Below are 12,669 nucleotides of genomic sequence, written 5' to 3'. Positions count from 1 at the left end.
GGGATGCTCGATCGTTGAGTCAATCTAAATTCCTAAATTTAGATTGACTAATTCCATCATCATTCATTTTGGCACTGTGCCAAAATTGCCTTTGAATTGCAGATAATTTACGCAAAACATCTTCTCTTTGGGTATATTATGTTAATTTAAAAAGCTTATCATTAGAGGCGATCGCCGCATTTTTGGCATCTTTAGGGGTGAAATCTTGATTGTTACTTACAGAACAATATTTCCGTATTCTCATCTCAATGCTGAATAACCGATTGCAGCATAAGGAATGAGCCAGATACAAATCCGTGTAAATACTGAAACATGAAAAAAAAACGGCGGAAAGTCGAGATAAATCAGTGTTTTTACCAAAAATCTCTGGATCGCTCCCTGAATTCATTAAAGATTTGGTAAAGCTTGCCAATATTCCTAGCCAAAGAGGGAATTTAGTTTATAAACTGATACTAGGGTTTGACTGCGGTGTAACCAAATGGATGCTTCAGAAGGTGAGCCCTAACTTTCTTAAGTTAAAATCAGGGAGAATGGGATGTATCTAAACCAAAGGATGATTCGGCAAACACGAGCAAGCAAGGGTTCACCAAGACAACATTTTGGTAGAAGAGGGGAAAGAGAATGTTTAAACAAACAGTGAAATTAGGAATTGGGGTAGCCGCTATATCTTCTGCTGGGCTAGGTTTCTTGATTGAAGCTCCCTCGGCAGCCGCCTTTGTGTTCAATGGCGCAACCATTGAGGATATTAGCGCTCAGGATGTGGGTAAGTCCTTTACGGTCAACTTTGATGGGAATGTCGGAGGGAAAAATGTTAATGATTTGACCTCTTGGGCAAAATTCACCCTGCAATCATTTACCGGCACGGAGGCCATCTTCGGGATTCAGTTGGATAATACTTCAACTGGGAACATTACTTCTAGGACTAGCGCCCTAGGCTTTAATCTGGACGGAGCAGAGATCAAAAGCGCCAGCGTTACAGGTGGCGTTTTTGCCAACGCTCATACTAATGATTCTTTGCCCAATGGATTTGGGGGTATTGAAGCCTGTTTTATCAATAATAAAAATAACTGCAAAGGCGGTGGTGGCGAAGGCAATCAAGGTGGCGTTTCTACCGCCGATGGGGTGGCTGCATTCACCGCCAAAGTTCAGTTAACTAAGTCGGTGCAAAGCTTTGCCATGAGCAACTTTGGCGTGCGTTATCAAAGCATTAATGGTGGTGGGTTTAGTGGGGCCAGTGGGACTGGTAGAGGGACGCCGTATTATGAACCCCCCGCACCGAAAGCCATCCCCGAACCCAGTACAGTCACCGCACTTTTAGTGACTGGATTTGCTTTCCTTCAACAACGCCGAAGAAAGCAAGTAACTAAATAAAATTTAAGGCTAATCGGCATCCTCCTGATAGCTGGTATATGGTCTTGCGAAGTTAAATGCTTTTCTTCTCCCCAACTGGGGAGGGTTTTTTTTCAACAGAGGCGATCGCCTCTTTTCTTTAGGCATAAAATACTATAGTAAAAGTTGATTAAGAAATATTACGAAACCAGAGATCGGGAGCAACTATGCCGAAAGTGGAAATCTATACATGGAGCCGTTGTCCTTTCTGTATCCGAGCGAAAGGCTTGTTGACAAAAAAAGGTGTGGAGTTCACGGAATATTGTATTGATGGGGATGAGGCGGCTCGCGATGCCATGTCCGTTCGCGCTAATGGTCGTCGTTCTGTGCCCCAGATATTTATTGGCGATCGCCATATTGGTGGTTGTGACGATCTTCATGCCCTGGAAAGTGCCGGTGAGTTAGATCCCTTGCTCCAGTAGGGAATTTTGGCGGCCTGGGTTCCCAGGAATCAAGAAAAGATGCCAAGAAAAATATTCAACTTCACAGCGATCCTCTCGACCGGGCGGATCGCTTTTTTCGGTACGTTTGGGGGTTTAATGGATTACGGTGGCTAACGAATTTAAAAAGAGAAGTCAACGTGAAACTTGCGTTTATCATCGATCCAATCCACAAGCTCGATCCCACACACGATAGCAGCGTCGCCATGATGGAAGCGGCCCAAGAGCTTGGCCATGAAGTTTGGATTACGGAAATTAATCAGTTAAGTGTGTTCGCCTCTACAGCTTGGGCGAATTTGCAGCCAGTTCGTTTAACTCCCGTGCAACGGGTGGCAGGACGTTGGCAAAAAGTCGAATCTTGGTATGAAGTAGGCGATCGCCGTCTTTGCTGTCTGGAAGACATGGATGCGGTGTTCATGCGTACCGATCCCCCAGTCACCACGGCCTACCTTTATGCCACTTATATTCTCGACTATATCGACCCCCAGAAAACTCTGGTGCTGAATCATCCCGCTGGACTCCGCAATGCCAACGAGAAAATGTATGGCCTCCAGTTTACCAACGTCATCCCAGAGACCATTGTCAGTCAACATAAGTCAGAAATTCGGGCGTTTACCGAAAAACAAGGGATGGCAGTGCTCAAACCCATTGGGGGTAAAGCTGGAGAAGGGATTTTATTGCTGAAACCTGACGACCCGAATTTTAACTCCCTGATTGAACTGAGTACCCAACAAGGGACTCTGCCAACGATCGTGCAAACTTATTTACCCGCTGCCCGAGAGGGGGATAAACGAATTATCCTGTTAAATGGCGAACCCATTGGCGCGATTAATCGAGTCCCTAGTGGCAATGAATTTCGGGGCAATATGGCCGTGGGCGGTCGAGTGGTGAAAACGGAGATTACCGACCGAGAGCGGGAAATTTGTTCGACTGTTGCCCCGAAATTAAGAAAAGATGGGTTATATTTTGTCGGCCTGGATGTGATTGGGGGTTATTTAACGGAAGTAAATGTCACCAGTCCCACGGGAATTCGGGAAGTTGATTTGTTTCACCCGGATTGCGTGCCTTTGGGTCAGCAAGTAATCCGGTGGGTGGAAGCACAAGTTAAAAATCTGCCGAATTCATCCGCAAAGAAATAGTTTTTTATTAGCACTAATCTCTAAATAATGCGGTTATTTTTTGAGGGATCAGGATTAAATTTACTGCTGGTATATTATTTGAGAGATTAGTGATGTTTTGAATAAGTTTAATTGAGAGATTTATGACAGATTCAGGAATAAATGTGGCCGCTGATTATGCCAGTCAAACCGGGGAAAATAAGCCCCTGGGAGTCGCCATTGTGGGGACGGGTTTTGGGCAAAAAATTCATATTCCCGGATTCCAAGCCCATCCCGGAACGGAAATTGTAGCTGTTTATCACCGGGATATTGAGAAGGCTAGTGAACTCGCTGATGCCTATAAAATTCCCAATGCCTGTGACGAAATAACTGAATTGGTGAATCTCCCAGAAGTGCTGGCGGTGAGTATTTCAACTCCGCCATTTTTGCACGATGAGATGGCAAAAATTGTGTTAGAATCCGGAAAGCATTTGTTATTAGAAAAACCCACTACTCTTTCTGCCCAAGAAGCGCGATCGCTGTATCATTTAGCCCAGACCAAAGGCGCGATCGCCACGATGGATTTTGAATTTCGCTTTGTCCCGGCATGGCAACGCTTTAAAGAATTATTGGACGAAGGATATTGTGGGGAAAAACGATTAATTAAAATAGACTGGTTAGCCTCTAGTCGGGCTGCTGCCGATCGCCCTTGGAACTGGTACTCCCAAAAAGACAAAGGGGGCGGGGCACTGGGGGCGATCGGTTCCCATGCCTTTGATTATATTAGCTGGTTATTTGGCCCAGTCAAGCGGTTATCTGGGCATTTATCTACGAGTATTACGGAACGTCCGGATCCCGCTGACGGCGGTAAACTGAAACTGGTGGATGCGGATGATAGTTGTTTGTTGATGCTAGAACTGACTGATGGCACCCCGGTCAACGTTTGCCTAAGTTCTACCACTTATCAAGGACGGGGACATTTTGTGGAAGTTTATGGCGATCGCGGCACCTTAATCCTTGGCAGCAGCAACCAAAAAGACTATGTACATGGCTTTACCATTCAATGCGCCCCAGCGGGGGAAGACCTGCGTCATATGGAAATTCCTGATCGCTTACAATTTCCGCAGACTTACAGCGATGGCAGACTAGCCCCATTTATCCGCGTCGTGGACAACTGGGTTCAAGGCATTCACAGGGGTCAGACCGTAGTCCCTTCCCTGAAAGAAGGAGTCTATTCTCAACTGTTAATGGATTTAACATTAGAATCTCACGCCACCGGCACTTGGGTCACAGTACCAAATTTCGAGCAATTTTTAGCCAATTCTTGACCGCAACCTCGGTTAGGTTGCGGATGCCCGGATCCTGCGGTGAAGGGAATTCGTCTGAAAACAAATCAGTCAAGATTTTTCTGGATCCGGGCACAGAAGTAAACAATCAGAAATAATGAGGGAGATCAACAATGGCGACTTGGCGGTGTATTGAACGATGTGGGGCTTGTTGTAACTTGGATCCGAGCGATCGCCCCGACGTGGAAGACTATCTTTCTCCAGAAGACTGGCAACTGTATCTCAGCTTAGTCGGGGCTGATGGCTGGTGCATCCATTACGATCGCCTGACCCGTCGTTGTGGCATTTACGCGGATCGGCCTCGCTTTTGTCGAGTCCAAGCGGATGTATTTGCCGAACTCTATGACATTGAACCGGAAGAGTTAAATGATTTTGCCATTACTTGTTGTCAAGAACAGATTTCTGCTGTGTATGGCGAACAAGCTTGGGAATTACAGCGGTTCAACCACGAAGTGGGAGTATAGGTGGCGCTCGACCAGTGAAAATTTTCGTTAAAATTTTGATCGGGACTGACGCTTTTTCAAGCTGAGAAATCACCAATGGTAGCCAATTGTTGCCAAAGGAACTTCGGGAGGTGATTCGGTCAGTCAGTCCTATGTGTCAAGATTCAAATCAGATGGCCTCAAGAAAGCGGAAATAAGAATGCAATTGTTTCAAAGCAGTACCCTGCCAAAGGGTAGTAATTTATTAATTTCGTTGCTGGTGATATTGGGTTTGTGTACTGTCGCGCCGACCGCTAAAGGGCAGGCATTATTGCCACATACCCAGGAACTGGATCAACAAGAGTTGGAAATTCAGGGAGTCAGACTGGCCCAACAAGCGGCTCAGTTAGCGCAGTTTCAGCAATATGACTTGGCTTTGGCTCGCGCAAAGTTAGCCACCCAGTTAGCGCCAAAGGAAGAAAGAACCTGGGAAGTTTTGGCAGGAGTGCTGTTTTCTCTAGGATCTAGCAACTTTCAACAGCAAAATTATCAGGGGGCGATCCAATACTTACAAGAAGGGTTGAAAATTAAACCGGATCTGCCGATCGCCCGCTTTGAATTGGGCAATACTTACTATAAGCTCAACAAGCTGCCACAGGCGATCGCCGAATATGAAAAAGCGATGGCCGTCGATGAAACATTCTGGCCAGCTTTAAATAATATTGGCTTAATCGAATATGAACAAGGCAAAAAACAAGCGGCATTAAATAGATGGCAGTCTGTGGTTGTCATTGACCCGAATGCCGCCGAACCCCAGTTAGCGATCGCCGTGGCGTTTTATATCCAAGGAAATATCGAAGAAGCTTACGCGATCGCCGAAAAAGCCTTGCGTTTAGATGCCCGTTATGGCCAAATCGAATTTCTCCGAGAAAACCTGTGGGGAGATCGGTTGTTAGAAGATACCAAAAAATTCTTACAAACCCCTAGAATGCAGGCCACTTTAGCCCAAATCGAAAGTTCCGCACCCCCAGAACCCATACGATTACCAGGGCAATAGGAATTGATTCGTTATTCGTTATTCGTTATTCGTTATTCTTTATTTGGCTAGGCGAATAACTTTTTAACGAATAACGAATAACTTGCTTAATTGCCGCTTAATTTTTGCTTAATTTTCGCCTAACATGGCTTTAATTTGCTTAACAAACTCTTCATGATCCACCACCGGCTTGGAAATGTAGCCATCAGCCCCACTCTGTTCCAGAAAGGCTTCCCTATCTCCGGCCATTGCGTGAGCCGTCACCAGAATAATCGGTAAGTTTTTGGTTTTCTCCTCGGATTTCAATATTTGGGTAATCTTAATCCCATCAACCGCTTTGCCATTGTAAACACTTCTGGCTAAAGAAACATCCATCAGAATCAGATCCGCTTCTCCAGCTTGGGCGATGTGCATCACTTCTTCCACATTTTCCGTGTGCTTGACATTTAAGCCCCCCCGTTTGGCCAGGATTTTAGAAAAAACCCGGGCATTGACGGGATCGTCCTCCACAATTAAAACTGTTTTCATACCACTTTCCTTTTTGCTGTCTGATGCATTAATTGTCATAGTGTATCGAAGAGAAGGATTTGAGATTGCGATTAAATCCCGCCTTTCGGTTACTATTCTAAGACTTATGCATCAGCCCTTTTCAGTGGACTGAGTAAATTCCCCCATCTAGTCGCCATATATCAGATTTAAATAAGACCGTCGGTTTCTGGTAAGGGGCGTAAGTCCTGTATTCGTATCCTACGAGTTTTAGGGCTTAAAATATTCCTTCGATGTCAGAAAGTTTATTGGTAATGAGAGGTTCCTCATGGCAAAACAGTTGTCGATTCTGTCGAGTGGGCAGGTAATCTCGACTGCCTTGCATACAGAAATGCAGCAGTCTTATCTTGAATATGCCATGAGTGTGATTGTTGGCAGAGCATTGCCCGACGTGCGCGATGGCTTAAAACCCGTACACCGCCGGATTTTATACGCTATGCACGAGTTGGGTTTAACCCCAGATAGACCTTATCGCAAGTGTGCGCGTGTGGTCGGGGATGTGTTAGGCAAATATCATCCCCACGGCGATCAAGCGGTTTATGATGCTTTGGTGCGGATGGTACAGACTTTTTCCAGCCGCTATCCTTTACTTGCCGGTCATGGGAATTTTGGCTCGATCGATAACGATCCTCCTGCGGCAATGCGCTACACCGAAACCCGCTTGTCGGCGATCGGTCAGGAAGGACTGCTCGGAGACATTAGTGAGGCTACGGTGAACTTTGTTAGCAATTTTGATAATTCCCAACAAGAACCCGTGGTACTCCCGGCGAAATTACCCGTGGTGTTGCTGAATGGTTGTTCGGGCATTGCGGTGGGAATGGCGACGAATATTCCTCCTCATAATCTCAACGAGGTGGTTGATGGTTTAATTGCCCTGATTGATTGTCCGACGTTATCAGACGAACAATTATTTAAGTTGATTCCCGGCCCGGATTTCCCCACGGGCGGTGAAATTGTTGATAACGAGGGGATTTATACCGCATATACCACTGGTCGGGGGACGATTCCGGTTCGGGGAATTACGGCCATTGAAGAAATCGAACGCAGTCGGGGACGCCATCGCCGCAATGCGATTATTGTCACCGAGTTGCCGTTTCAAGTGAATAAGTCCGCTTGGATTGAGAAAATTGCCGATTTGGTGAATGAGGGTCGGATTTCGGGGGTGGCGGATATCCGGGATGAGAGCGATCGCGATGGGATGCGGGTGGTAATTGAACTGAAGCGAGAAACCGATCCAGAAATCGTCCGGGAACAGCTTTATCAGCACACGGCATTACAAAGCAATTTTGGGGCAATTTTACTGGTTTTGGTAAACGGGGAACCGAGACAGCTTACCCTGCGAGAAATTCTGCAAGAATTTTTAGGGTTTCGTGAAGAAACTCTGACAAAAGAGTATTCTCAAGAACTTAGAGAAACAGAAAATCGACTGCATATTCTCTCCGGGAGTTTACTGGCGCTAACGAATCTCGATCGCACCATCGCGATTTTACGGGATAGTCCTGATGGTACTCAGGCGAAAATGCGATTGCAAACGGAGTTGGATTTGAGCGATCGCCAAGCGGAGGCGATTTTAGCCATGCCCTTGCGTCGGCTGACCGGCTTGGAACGGCAAAAATTACAAGCCGAATTGGATCAACTGACCCAACGGCAACAAGAGTTGCAAAAGTTATTGAGCGATCGCCACGAACTGTTAAAGGCATTAAAGAAAGATTTACGCGCCCTCAAGCGTAAATACGGTGATGAGCGGCGGACGCGAATTATTGCCCCTAAAAACGTCGGCCAAAAAATGGTGGCCGCGCAAATAAGCAGCGAAGGCACAAAAAGTCAAAATCTGACAACGGAGAAAAAATCTGCGGGAAAACAGGCTAAAACCACAGCCGCAGCAGGGGCAGGACTAGCTCTAGATGTAGCATTTAAACCGGAAGATACGGTGGTAGAATTCACTTACCGGGGGTATGTGAAACGATTTTCTCCCCAAAATTTTGAACGGCCAAAACCAGATAATAGCGCCACCAAAGATATCGAAGTCATTGGCAAGGCGATCGATGATTTTAGCCGGCAAATTTATCTCACTCGAACGGACAAAACCGTAGTTGTTTTTACTCGTACCGGCAAAGCTTATCCCTTAAATTTGCGTGACTTGCAATTAACCAACGGTCGCAGTTCAAAACCCATAGAGGGGCGGGGCACTCCCCTGATTACTTTGTTGCCGAATTCAGTTCAAGGCGATCCGAATATTATTGCTACACAATTACTCCTTTCCGATCAAACAAATGCCACTGATTTAGTTTTATTAACCAAGCGGGGCAGAATTAAGCGCATCTCTGTGGAACAAATTAGCAATTTAAGCAATCGCGGCTTAACCGTCGTCAAGCTGAAAGATGGGGATGAATTGTTATCGGTGAATTTGACTAAACCGGGAGAATTTGTGATTTTGGCCACTTCTGGGGGGCGGTTATTACGATTAGAAGTGAGTGACGACCATCTACCAATGATGAGTTATGGTACACAAGCCCAACAAGCTTTACGTTTAGGAAAACAGGAAAGTTTGGTCGGATTTGTCACCCTAAATGAGGCAGACAAATTTTTATTGTGTACCCAAGATGGCTGGGCTAAACGGATGAAAGTTAGCAGCCTCCGTTTGGCAAATCCCGGAGATATTGGCACTCAATCTTTACAGTTTAAAAATCAAACCGATACGGTGGTCGGCATTGTTCCTGCGGTGAAAACTGGTGAAGTTATTCTCGTGACCAGTCAAGATCGGTTGTTAAATTTGCCGATGAATGCGGTGAAGTTATGGGAGAAAGATGGGTCAGGCGATCGCATTAAAATCTTGCAACCTCACGAACAAATTGTCTCGTTAAATTTATCGATGGTTGTGGATGAATCTTGAGGTATGAAACCGATAAAATTACGGAAATACAAGGGGGTTTAAACTCTTCCAGGGTTCAAAGACAGGGTAGGGGTTCTCACGCTCCCACCATGTCTTGATAGCGATCGCGCCCTTGCTGTTTGGCGCGGTACAAAGCCACATCCGCTTGTTTCACCAATGCCTCTGGGGACTCACCGGCTGGGATCGTGGTGCAAATCCCCATACTGACGGTGACAATATCGCTGATATCGGAAGCTTGATGGGGAATTGAGAGCGATCGCACCTGAGCCTGAATGCGTTGGGCGATCGCCACTGCCCCTGGTTGCTGAGTGTTCGGCAAAACGACGACAAATTCTTCGCCCCCGTAACGGGCTACCAGGTCTGTGGTGCGGCGAATTGACCGCTGAAGCCCTTGGGCGACCTGCTTTAAACAATCATCTCCCGCTTGGTGGCCATAACTATCGTTAAACTTTTTGAAATAGTCAATGTCCAGCAAAATTAGTGATATTGGCTGCTGTTCTTGGCGGGCTTTTTCCCACTCTTGGGATAAGTATCGATCAAAATAGCGACGATTCGCCAACTGAGTCAGGCCATCGGTTTGGGCTAATTGTTCAAGCTGTTGATTGGCAATTCTTAAGTCATTTTCCATCTGTTTGCGATCGCTAATATCCAACAGGATGCCATGCCAACAAATATCCCCATTTTTTCTGAGTTCGGGACGAGAATTAGCTTGTAACCATTTTAATTGACCAGAGGGGGTAATGATTCGCCACTCATAGAAAAATAAATCTAATGTCTTGGCACTGGTGGCAAGCGCTTTCAGATATCCCTGGCGATCTTCTTCATGCATTTCTCCCAAAATAAACCGTAACGGATCGACTAAAATTTCCGCCACCGTTGCTTCAAAAATTGATTCAATTCCGCGACTGACATATTCAAATTCAATCGAGCCATTTCCTCGCTGCACCGAAGAATAAATTACCCCAGGAGCGGCATCAGAAAGGGACTGAAATCGGATTTGATTGTCTCGTAAGACGGTTTCAATTTTTAAGCGTTCTTCAATTTCCGCTTGTAAATATTTCGTTTTCTCTATAATTTTATTTTCTAATTCACTCTGGTAATTTTCCATGAGTTTTTCCGCCGATTTCCGGGCTGTAATATCTTGAAAAACTACGATTGAATGAGTAATATATCCCTGGGGGTCAAAAAAAGGCGTCGCTTCAGCTTCAATCGCAATTATTTGATGATTGGCGTGAATTTCTATATCTTCTGTTTTGACAATTTCTCCCTTCAAGGCTTTGACCACAGGTAAATTTTCCAGGGGATAAAGTATATCAGTATCAGCTAAATACAATTGATAGGCAATCACCTGCTCTGAGATATCAGCATCAGCCTTTATTTCTGAGTTTAACAGTTTTTTTGCAGCTTGATTCATGTAAACTAATGAACCTTTGGCATTGTGAATCGCTACCCCCACGGGAATGGCTTCGAGGAATTTTTCTAATCTGGCTTGACTTTCTGAGAGTTGTTGATTTAAATGATTCATTTCCTGAAATGACTGATGCAGGCGATCGCCCATATAGACAAAAGTATCCGTAAGCTGTTGCATTTCCTTGACTAATACAGGGGGCAAGTCACATTCAAAGTTGCCTTGGGCGATCGCCTGAGCCGAATTCCGTAACCGCAAAATCGGTTGACTAATCCATTGGGATGTATAAATTCCCAACAGAATTGCAGCCGTCAAAGCCAGACTGACTAAAATCAAAGTATCACGCACATTTTGATAAATTTTCCCCATGATGTCAGATTCAGGAATAGTAATGACAATTAGCCAGTCCAAACCATAATCATCTTGATAGGAAAACACTTCCGTAAAATAACGTTGAGGGAGTTGCCAAAACTTTTGATCGGGGGGTTTGGCGAAAAATTCTAAACATTCACCGTTACGGATTTGAGCCAAGTTTTTGGTTTGCTTAATCACTTCCTGGGCGGTGGTTCGAGTCAGCCAATCCTGACTTTTTACCGCCGGTAGGCGAATTAATTTCTGGCCTTTAATGTTTTTTACATAAGGTTTTTCTTTGGTGGAGGTTGCTACGATATCCCCAGTTTTTTCCATAATAAATATTTGACCATGAGGAGAAAAAGACATTTCGCTTAAAAATAAGCTGATATGGGAAAGAATCACATTTGCCCCAAATACCCCCCATAATTCCCCTTTGGAGTAAATCGGTGCGATCGCATTCATGCTGGCCCAATCCACCCCTGTCCAAGGGGCGATCGGTGTCCATGCTTGGGTATTCGGGGGTTGTTTAATTCCCTGTTGATACCAAGGGCGATCGCGATTATCCATTTTCAGGGATTGAATTAACTGGGTGGGTTTTCCCGTCTCCGAAGCCAAATAATAATTTCTTTCTTTCTCATTGCCTGATGCGAGAATGATGGAATTCGGCGCACTTATTCTCCCATCTTTGTCCCGCCCAACTCCGACAATAATCCCTTGAGTATTGAGCAATTTGAGGCTATTAATATCCTCATAAATTTTAACTTCCTGCCATAATCGTTGTTGAATTTCCGAGACATTTTCTAGATTCAGATTTCCCTGTTCAATGGCTAATAAGTTTAAGGCAATCAGTTTTTGCGGGGTCTGTAAATAATGATCGAGGCGATCGCGGACTTGTTCTGAGACTTTATGGATTAGCTGTTCTGCCATATCCTGCACTGCTTCTTGTCCACTGCGGAAAGAAAGATAGCCAACTAAGCCCACAATCGTAGAAAGTTGCAGCAGAAACGGAACTACTAGAAAAACTCGTAAAGGAATGCGGGCGATCGCTCCCTTTAAATGTCTGTTCCAATGATTAACTTGCATTAAATTTTTCCAGCTTTTCAAAGTAAAGAATATTTCTTTGTATTGAATCTAGTGAAGCCCTACTGTAAACCATCTTTAGTCAAACAGAGGCAATCCCAATATTACTTTTGTTTTTGGGTAATTTGCTTAAGTTTTTGGGTAAACTTAGGAAACCATTCAATCAGTTTATAAACGATCGCCTCCCCGGTGCGATCCATAAATTCCTGAATTGGTTCCCAGCGTTGCTGCACTTTCTGCCAAATCGACTTAACTTGATAAGCATATAAAATCGTTTGGGGATAGCGTTTAATAAATTCAACCAACCAGTGAATGGCTTTCTGTTTCGCGGTTTTGCGGCTGGCTTTTGCCCGTGCTTCTAAAATTGCCGTATATACCTTGGCCAAATGGGGCATTTCCGACTTCGCCCATTTTTTGTGGATGGGATTTTTGCTATCCGTAAGCATTTGACAAGTTTCTAGGGCTTTTTCAATTTGGTTATTTTGTTCATAAGCCGCTACCAAATTGATCTGGGCTTTTTCGATGGTTGTTTGATCCAGTTCCGTCTCACAAACGATTTCCAGTTGAAAAATTGCTTCTTCGTAATCCTTGGCTTTCAGGGCTTCCAGTCCGGCAATTAAATTTTTATTTTTAATGCTCATAGTCTGAGAACTTATTA

General features: G+C 44.8%; 10 protein-coding genes. 7 read left to right on the top strand and 3 right to left on the bottom strand.

Annotation, left to right across the window (positions count from 1 at the left end):
- Positions 1–621: 621 nt before the first annotated feature.
- The 6 genes from AM228_RS12740 to AM228_RS12715 all read left to right on the top strand — a co-directional run bounded on the left by AM228_RS12740 (position 622) and on the right by AM228_RS12715 (position 5,751).
- On the top strand, positions 622–1,371 hold the full coding sequence (locus tag AM228_RS12740) for a cistern family PEP-CTERM protein (protein ID WP_054466491.1): 750 nt from the start codon (positions 622–624) through the stop codon (positions 1,369–1,371).
- A gap of 185 nt (positions 1,372–1,556) precedes the next feature.
- The gene (grxC, locus tag AM228_RS12735) at positions 1,557–1,811 is read left to right on the top strand and encodes a glutaredoxin 3 (protein ID WP_054466490.1); all 255 of its coding nucleotides are present in this window, start codon (positions 1,557–1,559) and stop codon (positions 1,809–1,811) included.
- 158 nt (positions 1,812–1,969) lie between these two features.
- Positions 1,970–2,968, top strand: a complete 999-nt coding sequence (gene gshB / locus AM228_RS12730; protein ID WP_054466489.1) for a glutathione synthase — start codon at positions 1,970–1,972, stop codon at positions 2,966–2,968.
- Positions 2,969–3,090: 122 nt separating this feature from the next.
- Positions 3,091–4,254 carry a Gfo/Idh/MocA family protein gene (locus tag AM228_RS12725; RefSeq protein WP_082348867.1) on the top strand — a complete coding sequence of 388 codons (1,164 nt, stop codon included), beginning with the start codon at positions 3,091–3,093 and terminating at the stop codon, positions 4,252–4,254.
- A gap of 131 nt (positions 4,255–4,385) precedes the next feature.
- The gene (locus AM228_RS12720) at positions 4,386–4,736 is read left to right on the top strand and encodes a YkgJ family cysteine cluster protein (protein WP_054466488.1); all 351 of its coding nucleotides are present in this window, start codon (positions 4,386–4,388) and stop codon (positions 4,734–4,736) included.
- Positions 4,737–4,914: 178 nt separating this feature from the next.
- Entirely contained in the window at positions 4,915–5,751 is an 837-nt protein-coding gene (locus AM228_RS12715; RefSeq protein WP_156331732.1) for a tetratricopeptide repeat protein, read from the top strand.
- Between the two features lie 108 nt (positions 5,752–5,859).
- On the opposite strand, the gene AM228_RS12710 is transcribed toward AM228_RS12715, so the two are convergent.
- Positions 5,860–6,258: a response regulator gene (locus tag AM228_RS12710; protein WP_054466487.1), complete on the bottom strand. Its 399-nt coding sequence runs from the start codon at positions 6,256–6,258 to the stop codon at positions 5,860–5,862.
- 286 nt (positions 6,259–6,544) lie between these two features.
- On the opposite strand from AM228_RS12710, the gene AM228_RS12705 reads away from it, so the two are divergent.
- On the top strand, positions 6,545–9,169 hold the full coding sequence (locus tag AM228_RS12705; RefSeq protein WP_054466486.1) for a DNA topoisomerase (ATP-hydrolyzing) subunit A: 2,625 nt from the start codon (positions 6,545–6,547) through the stop codon (positions 9,167–9,169).
- Positions 9,170–9,245: 76 nt separating this feature from the next.
- Here AM228_RS12705 and AM228_RS12700 read toward each other — a convergent pair whose 3' ends face one another.
- Both AM228_RS12700 and bamD read right to left on the bottom strand, forming a co-directional pair.
- Complete coding sequence (locus AM228_RS12700) at positions 9,246–12,014, bottom strand: diguanylate cyclase domain-containing protein (RefSeq protein WP_054466485.1); 2,769 nt, start codon at positions 12,012–12,014, stop codon at positions 9,246–9,248.
- 101 nt (positions 12,015–12,115) lie between these two features.
- Positions 12,116–12,652: an outer membrane protein assembly factor BamD gene (bamD, locus tag AM228_RS12695; RefSeq protein WP_054466484.1), complete on the bottom strand. Its 537-nt coding sequence runs from the start codon at positions 12,650–12,652 to the stop codon at positions 12,116–12,118.
- Positions 12,653–12,669 lie beyond the last annotated feature (17 nt).

This window comes from Planktothricoides sp. SR001 (assembly GCF_001276715.1).
Taxonomy (GTDB): domain Bacteria; phylum Cyanobacteriota; class Cyanobacteriia; order Cyanobacteriales; family Laspinemataceae; genus Planktothricoides; species Planktothricoides raciborskii.
The sequence above is the reverse complement of the archived record's forward strand: the minus strand, read 5'-3'. Positions and strand labels throughout refer to the sequence as shown.

Coding starts and splice junctions, on each gene's coding strand:
- AM228_RS12710 (WP_054466487.1), bottom strand. CDS start 6,258: ATGAAAACAGTTTTAATTGTGGAGGACGATCCCGTCAATGCCCGGGTT.
- AM228_RS12700 (WP_054466485.1), bottom strand. CDS start 12,014: ATGCAAGTTAATCATTGGAACAGACATTTAAAGGGAGCGATCGCCCGC.
- AM228_RS12715 (WP_156331732.1), top strand. CDS start 4,915: ATGCAATTGTTTCAAAGCAGTACCCTGCCAAAGGGTAGTAATTTATTA.
- AM228_RS12740 (WP_054466491.1), top strand. CDS start 622: ATGTTTAAACAAACAGTGAAATTAGGAATTGGGGTAGCCGCTATATCT.
- grxC (WP_054466490.1), top strand. CDS start 1,557: ATGCCGAAAGTGGAAATCTATACATGGAGCCGTTGTCCTTTCTGTATC.
- AM228_RS12725 (WP_082348867.1), top strand. CDS start 3,091: ATGACAGATTCAGGAATAAATGTGGCCGCTGATTATGCCAGTCAAACC.
- AM228_RS12705 (WP_054466486.1), top strand. CDS start 6,545: ATGGCAAAACAGTTGTCGATTCTGTCGAGTGGGCAGGTAATCTCGACT.
- bamD (WP_054466484.1), bottom strand. CDS start 12,652: ATGAGCATTAAAAATAAAAATTTAATTGCCGGACTGGAAGCCCTGAAA.
- AM228_RS12720 (WP_054466488.1), top strand. CDS start 4,386: ATGGCGACTTGGCGGTGTATTGAACGATGTGGGGCTTGTTGTAACTTG.